The organism is Streptomyces sp. ISL-11 (assembly GCF_018614525.1).
Lineage (GTDB): Bacteria > Actinomycetota > Actinomycetes > Streptomycetales > Streptomycetaceae > Streptomyces.
Genome location: NZ_JAGGOL010000183.1, coordinates 1 through 16,600, shown reverse-complemented (window position 1 = coordinate 16,600; position 16,600 = coordinate 1). Strand labels below are relative to the sequence as shown.

Annotated in this window: 16 protein-coding genes and 1 pseudogene; 9 read left to right on the top strand and 8 right to left on the bottom strand. The window is 70.0% G+C overall.

Annotated elements, in window-relative coordinates; translation table 11 throughout:
• The 5 genes from J7E86_RS28700 to J7E86_RS28685 form a co-directional block, all read left to right on the top strand.
• Positions 1 to 352 (top strand): ATP-binding protein (locus J7E86_RS28700; protein WP_215085736.1); only part of this gene is annotated, 352 nt, incomplete at its 5' end.
• Between the two features lie 229 nt (positions 353 to 581).
• Positions 582 to 785 (top strand): hypothetical protein, encoded by a 204-nt coding sequence (locus J7E86_RS28695; protein WP_215085735.1) that lies wholly within the window; start codon positions 582 to 584, stop codon positions 783 to 785.
• 133 nt (positions 786 to 918) lie between these two features.
• Positions 919 to 1,053, top strand: a complete 135-nt coding sequence (locus J7E86_RS31725; protein ID WP_285439790.1) for a hypothetical protein — start codon at positions 919 to 921, stop codon at positions 1,051 to 1,053.
• 306 nt (positions 1,054 to 1,359) lie between these two features.
• Positions 1,360 to 1,638 carry a hypothetical protein gene (locus tag J7E86_RS28690; RefSeq protein ID WP_215085734.1) on the top strand — a complete coding sequence of 93 codons (279 nt, stop codon included), beginning with the start codon at positions 1,360 to 1,362 and terminating at the stop codon, positions 1,636 to 1,638.
• Positions 1,639 to 2,100: 462 nt separating this feature from the next.
• On the top strand, positions 2,101 to 4,086 hold the full coding sequence (locus J7E86_RS28685; RefSeq protein WP_285439789.1) for a tetratricopeptide repeat protein: 1,986 nt from the start codon (positions 2,101 to 2,103) through the stop codon (positions 4,084 to 4,086).
• An 85-nt stretch (positions 4,087 to 4,171) separates the two neighbouring features.
• Here the strand turns inward: J7E86_RS28685 and J7E86_RS28680 are convergent, their stop codons facing one another.
• Positions 4,172 to 4,951 carry a GntR family transcriptional regulator gene (locus J7E86_RS28680; protein ID WP_215085732.1) on the bottom strand — a complete coding sequence of 260 codons (780 nt, stop codon included), beginning with the start codon at positions 4,949 to 4,951 and terminating at the stop codon, positions 4,172 to 4,174.
• A gap of 171 nt (positions 4,952 to 5,122) precedes the next feature.
• Here J7E86_RS28680 and J7E86_RS28675 point away from each other — a divergent pair, with 171 nt between their 5' ends.
• The 4 genes and pseudogenes from J7E86_RS28675 (at position 5,123) to J7E86_RS28660 (ending at position 8,642) form a co-directional block, all read left to right on the top strand.
• Positions 5,123 to 5,476, top strand: a complete 354-nt coding sequence (locus J7E86_RS28675; RefSeq protein WP_215085731.1) for a hypothetical protein — start codon at positions 5,123 to 5,125, stop codon at positions 5,474 to 5,476.
• On the top strand, positions 5,476 to 6,783 hold the full coding sequence (locus J7E86_RS28670; protein WP_215085730.1) for an FtsK/SpoIIIE domain-containing protein: 1,308 nt from the start codon (positions 5,476 to 5,478) through the stop codon (positions 6,781 to 6,783). Before J7E86_RS28675 ends, J7E86_RS28670 begins: the two co-directional genes overlap by 1 nt.
• Positions 6,780 to 6,974 carry a hypothetical protein gene (locus J7E86_RS28665; protein ID WP_215085729.1) on the top strand — a complete coding sequence of 65 codons (195 nt, stop codon included), beginning with the start codon at positions 6,780 to 6,782 and terminating at the stop codon, positions 6,972 to 6,974. The genes J7E86_RS28670 and J7E86_RS28665 overlap by 4 nt, the downstream gene beginning before the upstream one ends.
• A gap of 319 nt (positions 6,975 to 7,293) precedes the next feature.
• A pseudogene (locus tag J7E86_RS28660) lies at positions 7,294 to 8,642 on the top strand (replication initiator).
• Between the two features lie 117 nt (positions 8,643 to 8,759).
• Here the strand turns inward: J7E86_RS28660 and J7E86_RS28655 are convergent.
• The 7 genes from J7E86_RS28655 to J7E86_RS28620 form a co-directional block, all read right to left on the bottom strand.
• Entirely contained in the window at positions 8,760 to 10,028 is a 1,269-nt protein-coding gene (locus J7E86_RS28655; protein WP_215085728.1) for a zinc ribbon domain-containing protein, read from the bottom strand.
• 12 nt (positions 10,029 to 10,040) lie between these two features.
• A complete protein-coding gene (locus J7E86_RS28650) occupies positions 10,041 to 10,463 on the bottom strand; it encodes a recombinase family protein (protein ID WP_215085727.1) in 423 nt (140 codons plus the stop codon).
• Between the two features lie 149 nt (positions 10,464 to 10,612).
• Positions 10,613 to 11,629, bottom strand: a complete 1,017-nt coding sequence (locus J7E86_RS28640) for a CHAD domain-containing protein (protein WP_215085726.1) — start codon at positions 11,627 to 11,629, stop codon at positions 10,613 to 10,615.
• A 37-nt stretch (positions 11,630 to 11,666) separates the two neighbouring features.
• Positions 11,667 to 13,988, bottom strand: coding sequence for an RNA degradosome polyphosphate kinase (locus J7E86_RS28635; RefSeq protein ID WP_215085725.1), 2,322 nt, complete (start codon positions 13,986 to 13,988; stop codon positions 11,667 to 11,669).
• A gap of 200 nt (positions 13,989 to 14,188) precedes the next feature.
• On the bottom strand, positions 14,189 to 15,199 hold the full coding sequence (locus tag J7E86_RS28630; RefSeq protein ID WP_215085724.1) for a translation initiation factor IF-2: 1,011 nt from the start codon (positions 15,197 to 15,199) through the stop codon (positions 14,189 to 14,191).
• Positions 15,196 to 16,131: an ABC transporter ATP-binding protein gene (locus J7E86_RS28625; RefSeq protein ID WP_215085723.1), complete on the bottom strand. Its 936-nt coding sequence runs from the start codon at positions 16,129 to 16,131 to the stop codon at positions 15,196 to 15,198. Before J7E86_RS28625 ends, J7E86_RS28630 begins: the two co-directional genes overlap by 4 nt.
• Positions 16,128 to 16,556: a GntR family transcriptional regulator gene (locus tag J7E86_RS28620; RefSeq protein ID WP_215085737.1), complete on the bottom strand. Its 429-nt coding sequence runs from the start codon at positions 16,554 to 16,556 to the stop codon at positions 16,128 to 16,130. Before J7E86_RS28620 ends, J7E86_RS28625 begins: the two co-directional genes overlap by 4 nt.
• Between the last annotated feature and the right edge of the window lie 44 nt (positions 16,557 to 16,600).

Here is a 16,600-nt window from a genome sequence, read left to right as displayed (position 1 = left end):
GGGCAACGTGGTGCACCATGCCGTACCCGATGAGCACCTTGCGCGCCCCGGCGGACGTCGCCGGATCGAGATCACCCTCACGAAGTGGTCCAAGTGGCTGTTCGCCGGGGTGGGTGACGAGGACTCCAGCGCGCCTTCGATTCCGCTCGGCGGGTCCTTCTCTCCGCATCTCGCCGGCGACTTGCCGGAAGTAGTCGTACCTGACTGCGGACGTGGCCTCCTGATCATTCACGGGCTGGCGGACGCACTCTGGTGGGCGCCTGACGAGAAGGGCGGGAAGACGGTGGTCTGCCGCTTCGACCTCGGGGCTTCCACTGGAGGCTCCGATGCCCCCGGGCAGGTTCAGGCGTAATGGCGCGCATGTCGACGTGGGAGATACGGCGCGGGGACCTGGTGAGCGTTCGGGGCACCTGGCATGAGGTGAAGGCGGTCCGCGAGGAGCGGCGTGGTTCGGGCCGTTCGAATGTGGTGTTGGTCTTGAAGGATCGCTCCCCGCTGCGGGTGCGCGCCGGGGATCTGATCGAGGTCTCGCGTGGTGGGCGGGGGGTGCGTTGATCGTGGTCAGGTCTGTGTTGCGTTATGTGGACTGGCTGCTGGAGCTCGACACCTCGCAGGGGCTTCCGGTCTTTGAGATGCGGTGTACCGAGTGCGATGCGGTGTCGGAAGCGTCGGAGATGCCGGCGCTGGCGCAGGAGTGGGCGCTGGGTCATGCGGGCCGGACGCGGCACACGCGGTTCAGGGCTGAGCACACGAGCTACTTCCAGGCCACGCAGGTAGGGGAGTAGCGGTGAAGGCTGAACGGGCTCGGCGGGCTGCGGTGCATGTGCTGGGGCGGATGGACGCGGGCTGGTACCGGTTGCACCAGCGGGCGTTGGGCGGCTCGATCCGGCTGCCGCTGACCTTCTCTACGATCACGCGGTGATGGACGCGCTCCTTGATTCGCTGCGTCTTGAGCTGCCGCCCCTCTCTCACGAGCAAGTGACGCAGGGGCTGGAGCGGCTCGCCGAACAAGCGGCGCTGGCGAACCGCGAGGGACACCAGCCGCCCACCTAGGCCGGGCAGGGGTCGCCTCCCCCGCGATGTTCCCAGCGGCCCCTGTCCTTCGACTTCCTCACTGCCACCACCACAGGCGCACTGTCCTCGCGCCGGGGCCGAGTTGACACAAAACAGCAACACCCGGTGGCACGTGAGGGAGGGCGGCGATTGTTCCGGGGCGCCGCCGGCGGCCCTGCCCGAACGAATGGGGACCGGGCAGGGCCGCCCACGACAACCGCATAGCAAAACCGGACCACCCCCGCGCCTGGAAGCAAGAGGGGTGGTCCGGCATCCAGACGTCCAAGTTTTGAGGGGTGGAAGTTGATGGCCGGGCTCGGTGATGAGGCGTTCGAGGTGGAGGAGTTCGACCCGGACGCGGTGTTGTGGGTCCGCGGAGTGGACTACGTGGCCGGCTGGCGGGAAGCGACGGACACGGCGGCAGAACTCCGCGAGGCCCTGGCGGTGGCCGGTGTGGATGCCTCCGGTGTGCGCCTGCGGGCGTCCTCGGCGTCCGACGGCTCGGGCGTGGTGCGCTTGGAGCTCTCGGTGCCGGCGGCCCGGGTGATGGCGGCGGCGGTGGCACGCTTCGGCAAGGCAAGCTGACCTGCACCAGGGATACGGGCAGAGGCTTGGTGGCATCCCGGTTGGACGTCAGCCACGGAAAGTCAGCCACGACGGCGGGACGGCCGGACGATCAGGCGCGCGTGTGCCTCCGGTAACCCCCCACTCGGCCCGACCACGCTGTCTGTCTTGTGAACGTCACGGCGCCCGGCTGACAACCACCTTGTCGAGCCGACCAGCCTGGCTTTGCGCCGGCTTCCCGGCCTGCCGAAGATGACTTTGCTGTGCGCTCGGGACGCGTTGTGGGAGTTGGGCGGCGGGCGCCCGGCGGGACCGGCCGCCAGGCCGCAGCCCGCCAGGGCGACCCGACCGCCCGGCGCGCCGCAGGCGCGCCCTTGAGTAAGTGAAGAAGGTTTCGACCGATCGTCGGGTTGTGTAGTGGTGAACTGGTGCCGCTGTGCCGGGTGATGGGGGCATGCTGGTGGTGGGGGACGGGGGTCGGGTATGGCGCGTCGGCGGAGCGTGTGGATCGGGTCCGGGGTGGCGGGGGCGTCTGCGCTGGTGACGGCGGGGCTGGGCCCGGTGACGAATTACGCCAGTAGCACGGTGCCGGAGTGGGCTGCGCACACATGGGTCATATGGCCGGCGTTCGGGGTGCTGGTGGCGGCCAGTACGGGACTGCTGCTGTGGGGGCGGCGTCTCGACGATGCTGCGGGCCCGCCGGTGCGGCTGACGTCGGTGGGCCGCCTGGCCGGGGCTTCCCACGGTTCCCTGCGACGGCCCCACGTAGAGAAGGTGCGCGGTCGTGAGGCGGAGCTGGCTGTTCTGATGCGGATGCTGCGGCGGCCGCGGGGTGGCCGGTTCGCAGTGGTGTGCGGGGCTGGGGGGCTGGGGAAGACGACGGTGGCAGCGCAGCTCGCCGCTGAGGCGGAGGAAGCAGGCTGGGCGGTGTTCTGGCTGCGCTGGCGGGACACGGAACAGCTTGCACAGCAGTTGACCCAGATGGCCGTTGCTTGCGGGATGCCCGAATCGGCACTGGAGTCGGCGCGGGCCGGACAGGAGAGCCTGCCGGATGTGATCTGGCAGCACCTGGCGGGGGCCCGACAGTGGCTGGTGGTCCTGGACAATGTCGACGATCCACGGGCGGTCGGCCCGGCGGGCGAGCGGATAGCCGATTACCGGGGCTGGATTCGGCCGTACGGTGGCGGGCTGCTGCTCGTCACCAGCCGCGACACCAGCGCGCAGACCTGGGGGGCATGCGCGGAGCTGCTGCACCTGGAACCACTAGAGGTGTCGGCCGCGGGCCAAGTGCTGCTGGATGCCGCGCCCCGAGCGGGCACACAGGTGCAGGCGCAGGAGCTCGCGGTGCGTCTGGGCCGGCTGCCGCTTGCCCTCCAAGCGGTCGGCGTCTACCTGGCGACCCCCACCAGCCGCTATCAGACCTTCACCCACTATCTCCAGGCTATGGATGCTGAACTGTCCACGCTCGTGGGCGCAAAGCATCCTGATGCTTCCGATCCGGAGACAGCCCGCAAGGTGGTGCGGCATACCTGGGAGTTATCCCTGAACCAGCTCGCGGCCGAGGAGAATGCACTGGCCCGTCCGGTGCTGCGGATGCTGTCTTTAATGGCCCAGGCACCTGTCCCACTGTCTTTGATCACGCCCGGTCTGCTGGCTGCCGCGACGGGTGAACAAGTAACTGTCGTGGGCGTGGAGGCCGCTCTGGCGGGCCTGCACCGCTACGGCCTTCTCGGCCTGCCCGAGTCCCTTCGCCCCAGCGGTGCGGAGGAAGGCTGTGAAGGTACGGCACAGGTAACGCTGCATCCCCTGGTCCGGGAGATCAACGCACTCGCCCTCACAGAGGAAACCGCGGAAACCGCAGTCCTTGACCGCTGGCACCAATCCCTCAACGCACAGCTGATCGCGGCGGTCGACGAGGTCTCAAGGGCTGGACGGCCCGGCTGGCCCACCGCACTGCTCCTCGCTCCCCACCTCTTACTCCTGCGCAATCCTGAGACGTCACAGACTCTCGACACCCTCGCCGACGTGCTGCGAGCCGCTGGCGCACACGTGCCGGAACGCGCTCTGCGCCAGCAGGTTCTCGACGTTCGCACTCGCATCTTTGGGCCCGATCACCCTGACACTCTGATCAGCCGCAACGACCTTGCCATCGCCCTGGACGGGTTGGGTGAGTATGCAGAGGCAGCGCGGCTGCACCGGCAGACTCTCGACGACAGCACCCGCATCCTGGGGCCCGACCACCCCCACACTCTGATCAGCCGCAACAACCTTGCCAGCGCCCTGGAGAGGCTGGGTGAGTACGCGGAAGCAGCGCGGCTGCACCGGCAGACTCTCGACGACAGCACCCGCATCCTGGGGCCCGACCACCCCCACACCCTGATCAGCCGGAACATGGTGGCGACGTTGGCTGCCGCCCAGGCTGCGCGTCGACGGCGAGGCCGCTGGCTACACCGCAGGGCGATCCGCTGACGGAACCACCCGTGGCATGACGTCCACGCTGGCCTAGGCGCTAAGCAGTTCTCAGTCTCCAGCGCACGCCTCCAAGGGTGTGCCATCAGGCGTGGGAGCGGCGTCCGGCGGGGGTCTTGTCAGTGGTGATTCGGTAGGTGAGTTGGGCGCGGTCGGCGCTGACGCGGAACTCCTCCAGGAGGAGGGGTTGGTCGTTGTTGCCGTGGGTGGTGCGGGTGGTGTGGAGGATGGGGGTGGCGTCGGGGATCTGGAGTGCGGTGCGTTCGTCCGGGCGGGGCATGCGGGCCTGGACGGTTTCGGTCCATCGCAGCGTGTGGCCGGCCTTGGTCAGCAGTTCGTAGACGGTGGTGGGCTCGGTGTCGGGGTTGTCCGCGAGGTCGGTGCCGTCGGCGGTGGTGAAGGGGATGAGGGTGCGGTGCAGGGCCCGGGTGCCGGTGGCGGGGTCTGCTAGCAGCCGGTCACAGGAGAACAGTGCCTCGCCTTCCTCCAGGTGCAGTGCGGCGCCGGTCTCGGTGGTTGTCTGGGTGCGCTGGACGGAGGGTTCTTCGACGTGGTTCCACAGGGCGCCATCGACGGTGGTGAAGCGGCCTGACCGATCCTGAGTGACACGACGCTCGACGGTGAGCTGGGGCTGTGCGGTGAAGCGGACGAAGCTGCCCTTGCCGTGGATGACCTCGATGAGCCCCTCGGTGCGCAGGGCGGCGACGGCATTGCGGACGGTGGGACGCGAGACTCCATAGCGGGCGATCAGCTGCGCTTCCGAGGGGAGCGGGGCTCCGGGCGGGAACTCGCCTGAGCTGATGGCGTTTCGAATCTCGGCCGCTACCTGCTGGTACAGCGCGCCTGGCCGCTGAATCTCCCCCACAACCTTCTCCTTCTCGTCGTGTGCGCTCACCGGCTTCGGCAGCCGTCTCACATCACTCGTCAGCATAAGTGGTTGCGCTTCACGGTCAACAGATGCATAGTCGTCACTTGTCAATACGAGTGACGTCAGCTTGCTGGTTGCCGTCCGAGGCCCTAAGGAGGCCACCCACTCATGCAGGCAATCCCTGTGGATACAACCCGGCTCGGTGTACTGCGGTGCGCTGTTGCGCCGGAACCGAAGATGACCGGTCTGGAAACCAAAGAGGTCAAGCGGGACCGGGAGGGCAACACGATCTACACCGTGGCCGTCATGGTCCGCCAAGAGGGCCGGCGGGTTTCGGTGATCGAGATCGCCGTGACCGGCGAACCCAAGGGTGTGGAGGAGGGCGTCGAGCTCCGGGTGACTGGGCTGGAGGCGTTCGCCTGGGCGATGGGTGACCGGCACGGCATCAGCTTCCGCGCCGCCGCCATCACCCCCGTACCCGCCACCACCCCGACCGCGGGTGCCAAGGGCGGTGGTGCGTGATGGGAGCGGGAACGCTCGCGCTCGTCCTCGCCACTCTGGCCTGGCTGCTGGTGGCTGGTGCGCATGTGCGGGAGCGGTATCCGGTGTGGTTCTGGTACCTGACCGGCTACCCGCTCACCGCGTTACGTGTCGTGCGCACGTGGCGTAAGGTCGCCCAGCTCAACGACCTCGCCGTCTCCCCACGCCCCTCCCGGGGCCTGGTGGGGGACCTGGTCGTCAAGGGCGAAGCACTCCGACCCATCGCCCCACGGACCTCCTTCCCCAAAGCCACCCGCGCCGGGCTGAGCGTGGTGGTGCGGTTGCACCCGGGGCAGACCCCGGCACCGTTCATCTCCGCCGCTGACGCCCTCGCGCATGCCTGGCGGGTCCACGCCGTGCGCGTCACCTCCCCCGAACGAGGGCTCGTACACCTGGTCGCCACCGCCGGCGACCCCCTCAAACGCCCCGGCCTCGCCTCCGCCCCCGCCGTGCTGCTGTCGGCGCTGATCGGGATTTTGGAGAGTGGCGGGGCGTGGGTGATGAACCTTCGCCAGGTCCCGCACTGGCTGATCGTGGGGGCGACGCAGTCCGGGAAGTCCACCCTCCTCGCCCGCCTGGTCGCGCAACTCGCCCGTCAGCCCGTGGCCCTGGTGGGCATCGACTGCAAGGGCGGCATGGAGCTCGGCCTCTTCGAATACCGCCTCTCCGGCCTGGCCACCAACCGACGCGAAGCAGTCGCCGTCCTCGGCGCCCTGGTGGAGGAGATGAACGCCCGCATGGAGATCTGCCGCATGGAAGGCGTGCGCTCCATCTGGGACCTCCCCGACAAGCTTCGGCCCGTCCCCATCGTGGTCATCGTCGATGAGCTCGCCGAGCTCTACCTCTCCGACGGCACCCGGGAGGGCAAAGTCGAGGTGGAGCGGTGTTCCACGCTGTTGCTGCGGATCGCCCAGCTCGGGGCCACGCTCGGCCTTCATCTGGCGGTCGCGGGTCAGCGGGTCGGCTCTGACCTCGGATCCGGCGTCACCGCCCTGCGCGCCCAGCTCTCGGGCCGTATCTGCCACCGCGTCAACGACCCCGGCACCGCCGAAATGACCCTCGGCGATCTCAACAAGGACGCCGTGGCCGTCGCCCAGTCGATCACCTCTGAGGAGAAGGGGGTGGCGGTGTGCACGACGGCTGACGGGGGCTGGGGCCGGGCACGCTCGCACCTGACCACCATCGAAGAGGCCCGGAAAGCCACCTCCGCCTACGCACACCTCACCCCCGAACTCCTGCGCGTGCGCCGTGCCCTGCTCATGGCCGGCGCTGGGGGTGAGAGCGCGTGAGTGAGGATGCCGCGCTCCCGCTGGTGGTCGTCTTCGGGATCATCACCGTCCTCCTTGTCCGCTCCCGCGACGTGCGGTGGTGGGAGGCCCTGCTGATCGGCTTGTTCGGCGTCTACCTCGGACAGACCCCGGTCATCTTCACCGTCAACGGCCTCATGACCTGGTTCCTCTCCGGCTTCACCCACACCTGACCCGGAAGGGGACCCCGTATGCCCATGCGCCCCGTGCGCTGCCCAATCTGCAAGGGCGAACGCCGCAAGCAAACCCGCTCCGGCCACTGGCGACGCTGCCGCTGCTGCCGCGGAACCGGCACCATCCGCTAACCCCCCACCCCAGGCCCCGACCGAAAGGCCACCCCATGGACGACCCCGGCCCACCAACCACCACCCCCGCCGCTACGGCGGCCCGCCCCGGGAGATCACCACCATCACCACAACCACCCCCGCCGACCGGCGCGCCGCCCTCGACCGCGCGGCGCGCCTACGTCGGCTTCCTGAAGCGGACCGCGACATCATCCGCCTCGCCAACCAACCCCACTTCCCCCGCCTCCTGGAACAGATCACCGCCACCGGCGGCTGCGCACACCCCGTGCACCTGACCGGCTCCACCACCACCCGCAACCCGGGCACGGGCGAGATCCTCCACCACTACGACACCCGCAACGAACCCGGCGAACGCCTCCTCGTCCGCTGCCGCAACCGCCGGCACAGCGTGTGTGCGCCTTGCTCGCGACTGCACGCCGGAGACACCTTCCACCTCGTCCGCGCCGGCCTGGTCGGCGGCAAGAACGTCCCCACCGGCGTCCGCGAACACCCCCGGCTCTTCATCACCCTCACCGCACCCAGCTTCGGACCCGTCCACCGCCCCACCGACGACGGCAGCCGGTGCCGACCCCGCCGCGGCAGTGTGAGCACGGGCGACCGGTCCGCTGCATGGCCGTCCACGCCCCCGACGATCCACTCGTCGGACAACCGATCTGCCCCGGCTGCTACGACTACCCAGCCCACGTGCTGTGGCACGCCCACGCCGGACAGCTCTGGGACCGCTTCACCCGCACCACCCGCCGCCACCTCGCCACAACCGCCGGCCTACCCCAGACCCGCTTCCCCGACCACGCCCGACTCTCCTTCGCCAAGGTCGCGGAATACCAAAATCGCGCTGCCATCCACGTCCACGCGGTCGTACGCCTCGACGGACCAACGGGACCTGAGAACCCACCCCCGGTCTGGGGCACAGCCGATCTACTCGCCGCGGCAGTCGGCGTAGCGGCTCGGGTCGTCACGGTCCGCACCCCTTACAGTCCGGTCTCCGGGGAGCATGACCTCCGCTGGGGTACCCAGCTCGACGCCCGGCCCCTGCGCGCCTTCAACGACACCGGCGACCTGGCAGACGAAGCCGTCGCCGCCTACGTCGCCAAGTACGTCACCAAAGGCGCCACCGACACAGCCGGCGGCACCGATCACCGCATCCGCACCGCCGACGAGACCAACGCCGCACCCCTCTCCCCGCACGTCCGCACCCTCATGCGCACCTGCTGGGACCTCGGCGCGCTGGCCGAATACGCGCACCTGCGCTTACGCGCCTGGGCGCACACCCTCGGCTACCGCGGCCACATCCTCACCAAATCCCGCGCCTACTCCACCACCTACACGGCCTTACGCGCGCAACGAGCCGAGCACGAACGCCCCACCGTTCAGCTACCCGACAATGCCCACACGATCGACGATGCCCAATGGCGCTACATCGGCTCCGGCCATTCCCCTGGGGCTGCCCTCATCGCAGCGGGAATCGCCGAAGACCTCGCCCAGTCCCGACGGCTCTTCAGAGAGACCGAGAACATCGGGGGGCATGGCCAGTGAGAGGAGAGGAGAACGCCGACGCCCCCGGCACGCGGCCGGAGGCGTGGAGCGGGCGGGCAACGATCTCGTTGGGCGACTGGATAGAGGATCAATTGGCCTCCGCGCCCGAAATCGGATCTAAGCAGCGTCAGATCCTGGCTCATCTGCTGAGGCTCGCCCCTGAGATGTGACCGCATTCTCCTTGCGCCACGACACCTTGAGCAGGTTGGGGTCGAACGGAGCCTTGTCGCTCACACCTGGCGGGATAGGCAGCACGACAACGGATGTGATGATCTGGGCGATCACTGCGCGGCGTTCATCGAGCTCCATCCGACTCCACTTTTCGCGGCTCCAGCCGCGCAGCAGGTTTCGCTTGGCCTCCGCCTTCAGGTGCTCCCGCTCTTCCTCTTCGAGGGTTTTAATGTTCCTTTCCAAGCGAGTCAGGATGTCGTGCACATCACCCCAATCGGATTCTCCGGATGCGACTGACGCCTTAATGCTTTTACGCTGCTTGCGCAAACCGTCAAGCTTTCCCTGGCCACGCCAAGGAACCACCTTGGGTTTCGTTCCGGAAAAATGCTTGTCAAGGTACGCCAGAACCAGCCCCTCAAGGTATTTGTCCACGGGCGCCACTCTCCGGCCTACCCCCTTACAGCTCGGACTCCCGCACCTGTAATAGTCTCCGTACTTGGCATTTTTCCCGGTCGCCTTATTCCCGAAGAGCTTGGAGTAGCAGATCTCATCCAGCTCGTTGATACGACCACATCGCAGAATTCCGGAGAAGAGGTAGCTACGCGAGCGAAGCTCTTCGACCGGCTGCGTGATGTTCTCAGCCATTTTCATGCCACGATGCAGGCGTTTGGCATTGACGTCGACCATGATGCTTTTCCACACTTCGTAAGTGCATCCCTCCTCCCCTGCGTGATCCCATTCGCCGATGACTGGCTCCCCCGCCTCCGGGTCCATCACCAGCTCGCCGTTGAGAACCCGTCCACCCCACCATGCCGGGTTGGTCACCAACGCCTTCACCCCTTGCTCGCTCCACTCCCCTCCTCGGGCCGTCAGGACTCGCTTTCTCCTCATCGTCGCCGTGATACTTCGCCACGAAGAGCCGTGATACCTCAGCAGGATCATTTCAATGAGATAGGGCCACTCCTGCTCATCCCGATGCTTATTCCCCAGGCGATATGGATCCTTGGACGCACCGAGCCAGCCGAACCGGCGAGGCCCTCCGTAAACTTTCCCCTCCTCGGCCCGGTCCGCGGCATTCCGCGCCGTCCGCTTGCGAATCTTCTTTACTTCCTGTTCGCCAGTTCCAGAGGTCACCAGCCCCGCGATGAACGTCCCGTCATCGTTGACCAGGTCCAGCTCCTGCTTGTCTTCGATGAAGATACCGTCACCGACCATGACCAGCGCGTCTTAAAAGGCGATGAAATCTCGGGGAAGGCGGTATACCCGCTCCCTCTCGACCGTGATGCATCCGCGTAGCGGGATACCCGTCTCTTCCTCACAGCCATGCGTGATGTCCTTGACCATTTGCAGGAAGGCGGGACGCTTGACCTCTCTCTTGGCGGCAGTGAGGTTGTTGTCCTCGTAATGCATGACCACCGCGCAGCTGTGTAATTCGGCATTGCGAGTGTTGTTCTTGTGCTGACGACCGATACCGATCGCATCGCCCTTGAGCCTGTCCGCGGAGATGCGGGCCATGGAGGCGATGGGGGTACGGCCGGCCAGCCACTCGCCGACGTCCCCGCCTGCATCCAGATGGGCCTGGAGGGCGGGGGCGACGTACGAGCGGGAGAAGGTCTTCGACGGGCGCGACGGGTTGCGGGTATCCAGCATGAACGGGACTGTAGTGCACGGGAGTTGGCGATGCTACGATTCGTCGTACTTCGGGCGGTGGACGAGGGTGATCTCCAGCCCTCCCCCGTACGGCCGGCGCCGCCACAGCACGCAGCCGGCCGCCCGTACGAGATCGCTCTCGACGTCGTTCACGGCGTGCCCGCCGTCATCCGCTGCCAGATCCTGCCGAAGGCGAAGCGCGCCGCCTCCACCTCGTGCCGCTGGTCGGCGTGGAGGACGCCGAGCGCGTACGCCGTGGGGGGCGCGATGCGGGGCGTGCGGGCGGCGGAGGCCGCGGCGGCGGCCGCCTCGGCGGCGTCGTGGTGGCGGTCGAGTGCCTGGTTCGCGCTCAGCAGGCGTACGGACAGCACGGTCTCGGCCCCCTGTTCGTCCAGTACCTCCTGCGCGTACCGCCGCAGCCGGACCAGCCGCCGCACCTGATGCCAGGGCGCGTCCTGCCGGCCCTCCGCCGGCGGCGCGTCGGAGGAGGCGGTGGCGGCGAGGCCGTGGACGAGGGCCTCGGCGTTGTAGGGGTGCCCGGCGACCGACAGCGGCAGCACCTCCGCCGCCTCGGTCAGCCGGCGGTGGGCCTGCTCGGCGAGGCGCGACAGGGCCTCGCCGGCGGGCAGGTCGTGCGCGGCGGGGGCGAGCGGCACCTCGGAGGCAAGCACCGCCGCCGCGTCGGCGACGGCGTGGAAGCGCGAGGAGCCCAGCGCCTGGAGCGCGGCGGAGTGCGCGCGCGTACGGGCCAGCGTCAACTGCCGCTCCAGCAGGGCACCGGCGCGCGCCGCCCCCACCGTGAGCCCGCCCCGTTCCGCCGGCCCCTCCGTGCCCGACAGCCGGTGCAGGGCGCCCCGCAGCCGGGCCAGCCGCGCCGCGTGGGCGTGTTCGCGGCCGAGCGTGTCGGACAGCCAGGCCAGCTCCGTGCGGAGCTGGTCGGTCCGGTCGGCGTCGGTGAGCGGCCGGTAGACGTGCAGCGTCCCGGAGATCCGGCGGGCCGAGCGGCGCAGCAGCAGGGCGGCCTCGGTGGCGTCCTCGGCGTCGGCGCCGCTGTCGCCGTGCAGCCGCAGGCTGCGCAGGAAATCAGCGGCCCGGGCGTGCAGATAGCGGGCGAGCACCTCCCCGGCGGTCGCCTCGTCCTTGGCCATGGTCGTTGTCGTCGTCATGTCCCGTCCCCCGGCCGCGGCGGCCGTAAGCGGCGGGTCATGGGGTCGTTGAGCCACGCCGGCGCCTCCGGGCGTCAATGAGCATCTCCTGAACGTTCCGCAGCGGGTGCCCGCCGTCATCCGTCGCATGCCGGGTCCAGTCGCCGTCCGGGCCGAGGTGCCAGGACGCCGTGGAGTCGGACATGCCGGTCTCCAGCAGCCGGCAGAGCGAGGCCCGGTGTCCGGGGTCGGTGACCCGTACCAGCGCCTCGATGCGCCGGTCGAGGTTGCGGTGCATCATGTCCGCGCTGCCCAGCCAGACTTCCGGCTCGCCGCCGTTGCCGAAGGCGAAGACCCGCGAGTGCTCCAGGAACCGGCCGAGGACGCTGCGCACCCGGATGTTCTCCGACAGCCCCGGCACGCCGGGCCGCAGCGCGCAGATGCCGCGTACCCACACGTCGACCGGCACACCGGCCCGCGCCGCCCGGTAGAGGGCGTCGACGACGGCCTCGTCGACCATCGAGTTGACCTTGACGCGGATGGAGGCGGGCCGCCCGGCGCGGTGGTGCGCGACCTCCTTGGCGATGCGGGCTATGAGCCCGTCGCGCAGGGATCTGGGGGCGACCAGCAGTCTCCGGTAGGTCTCGCGGCGGGAGTAGCCGGACAGCCGGTTGAAGAGGTCGGAGAGGTCGGCGCCGACCTGCGCGTCGGCGGTGAGCAGGCCGAGGTCCTCGTAGAGCCGGGCGGTCTTGGGGTGGTAATTGCCGGTGCCCACGTGGGAGTAGCGGCGCAGGGTGTCGCCCTCCTGCCGCACCACGAGCGAGAGCTTGCAGTGCGTCTTGAGCCCCACCAGCCCGTAGACGACGTGGCAGCCGGCCTCCTCCAGCTTCCGCGCCCACTTGATGTTGGCCTGTTCGTCGAAGCGGGCCTTGATCTCGACGAGGACGAGGACCTGCTTGCCCGACTCGGCGGCGTCTATCAACGCGTCGACGATGGGCGAGTCGCCGGACGTCCGGTACAGCGTCTGCTTGATGGCCAGGACGTCCGGGTCGGCCGCGGCCTGTTCCATGAACGCCTGTACGGAGGTGGAGAAGGAGTCGTACGGGTGGTGCAGCAGGACGTCCCGCTCGCGCAGGGCGGCGAAGATGTCGGGCGCGGAGGCGGATTCGACCTCGGCGAGGTCCCGGTGGGTCCCGGCGACGAACTTGGGGAACTTCAGCTCGGGGTGGTCGAGGGTCGCGATGCGGAAGAGGGCGGTGAGGTCGAGCGGGCCGGGCAGCGGGTAGACCTCGGCGTCGGTGATCTTCAGTTCGCGTACGAGCAGGTCCAGGACGTACGGGTCGATGGTCTCCTCGACCTCCAGCCGTACGGGCGGGCCGAAGCGGCGCCGCATGAGCTCCTTCTCCAGTGCCTGGAGGAGGTTCTCCGCGTCGTCCTCCTCGACCTCCAGGTCCTCGTTGCGGGTCACGCGGAACATGTGGTGCGCGAGCACCTCCATGCCGGGGAAGAGCTCGTCCAGGTGCGCGGCGATGACGTCCTCCAGGGGGACGTAGCGCTGCGCCGACGCCTCCAGGAAGCGGGCGAGCAGGGGCGGGACCTTCACGCGCGCGAAGTGGTCGTGGCCGCTGACGGGGTTGCGGACGACCACGGCGAGGTTGAGCGAGAGCCCGGAGATGTACGGGAAGGGGTGTGCGGGGTCGACGGCCAGCGGGGTCAGCACGGGGAAGATCTGCTGCCGGAAGAGGGTGCGGAGCCGCTGCTGTTCCTTCTCGGTGAGCTCGGGCCAGCGGATCAGGTGGATGCCGTGCTCGGCGAGCTCGGGGGCGACGTCCTGCTGGTAGCAAGCGGCGTGGCGGGCCATGAGCTCGCGGGAGCGGTTCCAGATCAGCTCCAGGACCTCGCGGGGCTGGAGCCCGGAGGCGGAGCGGGTGGCCACGCCGGTGGCTATGCGCCGCTTGAGGCCGGCGACGCGGACCATGAAGAACTCGTCGAGGTTGCTCGCGAAGATCGCCAGGTAGTTCGCCCGTTCGAGGAGGGGCGTGGCCGGGTCCTCGGCCAGCTCCAGCACCCGCTCGTTGAAGGCCAGCCAGCTGCGCTCGCGGTCCAGGAACCGGCCCTGGGGCAGCGGCTCGTCGTCGGCCGCGCCGTAGGGGCCGTCCGGCCCGTATCCGTCCCCGGTGTCGTCGGCGTACGCGGCGTCACCGTAGGTACCCAGGTCCGAGGCGTCCAGGTCGGGCTCCAGCCCCGGTGTGGCCGGGGAGACGACCGCGTACGGGCGGTGCGCGGCGATGGAGCCGACCGAGGGCTGCGGGTTGCCGAAGCCGTCTCCCTGCGACCGGGGGGCGGGGTCGTGTGCCGGGGCGCCGGAGGACTGGGTCATGTCCTCATTGTTCCGCGCGAGGGGCGTCACGGGCGCGCCGGAGACGGGCGGGGCCGGAATTTCCGGGGCGGCGCGGAGCCTCCGGCCGGGGGCGTGGGGCACAGCGGGCTGCATTCGGTCAGACTCGCAACCGCTGTTGAATCAGGGGTAACGCCCACATGGCGCGCAGGGAAGCGGAACGTCATCCCGCAGGGTCGCCGTCAGGGGTGGGCGCGCCGCAGCCACCACACCGCGCCGGCGGCCAGCGCGGCCGCGAGGGAGAGCAGGACGCCCGCCTGGATGCCCTGCAGGGGCCACAGGTGGGAGGCCGGGTGGGAGTCGAGGTACCAGCCGGTGCCGCCGTGCTCGGCCGCGCACCGCGCGGGCGGGACGCCGACGCCGCAGTCGGGTTCGGGGACCCGCCCGCCGGAGCCGGTGAGGAGCCCCCGTTCGTATCGCCAGGCGGAGGTGTCGCCGGAGAGGCCCGGCATCTCGCGGCTCAACGTCGTCACCGGGTCGACCAGGTACGGCCGCAGCGCCTCCAGCGGCCAGTACACGACGGTCCAGGCCAGCGCGGTGACGGTCACCGCCGTGAGCGCGCGGCGGATCAGCAGCCCGGCGAGGGCGCCGAGGGCCACGGCGAACAGGGAGCTCGCGACGGGGGCGGCCCCGAGGGCGTCGAAGGAGTCGTACCAGAGCTGGCCGGGCAGCAGGCTGCCGGAGTCGACACCGCTCACCGAACGCCAGGTCCAGGTGTAGAGCGCCGAGAGGGCGGAGACCCCGGCGAGGGCGGCCGCGGCCGGCAGGGCGAGCTTGGCCAGGAGCCAGTGCGCCGGGGAGACCGACTGTGTCCAGGCGACCCGGTAGGTGCCGCTCTCCAGCTCGCGCGCCACCACCGGTCCCGCCACGAACACGCCGATCAGCAGGGGCAGGTACTCGACCAGGAGTCCGTTGTAGTGCAGGACGTCGCCGTAGCCGGACCGGAACCGCTCGACGGCGGCCCACTGCGTCATGCAGGTGTCCGGGTCGTCGCACGCCGTGCGCAGGCCGTGGACGTCGACGTAGCCGGTCATCGCGTCGCGCAGCCACACCAGCTCGGTGCAGAGCGCGAGGAGGACGCCGAGCGCGATCCAGGAGGTGGCCCGGTGCTGGCGCCAGGCGACCCACAGCAGGCCGCGCAGCGCGGCCGTGGCGGCGGGGGTACCGGCGCTCGTGGCCGTCGTCGTGTTCATGCCGTCGCCTTCCCGGCGCGGGGCTCGGCGCTGGGCGCGAGGAGCGGTGGGGCGTCGGGGGCGCGCAGGTGGGCGAGGAGCAGCTCCTCCAGGGAGGGTTCCGAGGCCCGCCACTGCCCGCCGACGGGACCCTCGGTCCGTACGAGCGCGGTCAGCTGGCGGCCGGTGACGCGCGACTCCACGACCGTGTGCGCGGCGAACTCCCGGGGCGGGCCGTCGGCCTCGTGCCGGCCGACGAGCAGGGTGTGGGCGGCGAGCAGGTCCTCGACCTCGCCCGCGAGCCGCACCCGGCCGTCGGCTATCAGCAGGAGGTAGTCGCAGACCCCGTCGAGGTCGGCCAGGACGTGCGAGGCCAGGACGACGGTGGTGGCGTGCTCGGCGGCCTGGGCCATGAGGGCGGCCGTCATCTCGTGGCGCACGAGCGGATCGAGGTCGGCCATCGGCTCGTCCAGGAGCAGCAGCACGGGCCGTTTGCCGATGGCGAGGGCGAGGGCCACGCGGGAGCGCTGGCCGCCGGAGAGGTCGCCCACGCGCGCGTGCGAGGAGAGGCCGCCACCGCTCACGAGCCGCTCGGCGGCGGCCTGGTCCCAGCTGCCGGGGTTGAGCTCGCGGCCCATGCGCAGGGTGTCGGCGATCGTGAACCGTGGGTAGAGCGGCTTGTCCTGGGACAGGAAGGCGACGCGCGGGCGTACGGCCGGGTCGCCGGGGCGGGCGCCGAAGACGGTGAGCGAGCCCTCGGTGGGCCGCCGCAGGCCGGCCGCGAGGGACAGCAGCGTCGACTTGCCGGCGCCGTTGGGGCCGACGAGCGCGCAGACGCGGCCGGCGGGCAGCCGGAAGGAGCAGTCGCGCAGCGCCCAGCGGCGCCGGTAACGCGCTCCCAGGCCGACCGCTTCCACGGCGGTGCGTCCGGGCTGGAAGGTCAGGCCGGTCATCCGCTGGTCCCCTTGTCCGCTTCGTACGAATGGCCTGCCGCGGCGTCGCCGAAGCTCTCCTCCAGGACGGAGGCGACCAGGGCGGCCACGTCCTCCCGGTCGAGCCCGGCGGTGCGGGCGCGCCGCGTCCAGTCGGCGAGTTCGGCGCGCAGGGGCGAGTCGGCGGCGGCCTGCGGGCGGGCCAGCGAGCGCCGCACGAAGGTGCCGAGCCCCGGGCGCGCCTCGACGAGGCCCTCGCGGTCGAGTTCCCGGTACGCCTTCAGGACGGTGTTGGGGTTGATGGCCGTGGCCGCGACGACCTCTTTGGCCGTGGGCAGCTTGTCGCCGGGGGTGAGCAGGCCGAGCCGCAGGGCCTGCTTCACCTGGTGGACGATCTGGAGGTAGGTGGCGACACCGCTGCGCCGGTCGATGCGGAACTCGACCACGCGCCTCACCCTTCCACTATGTGACTAAATGATGTCCCGTAAGC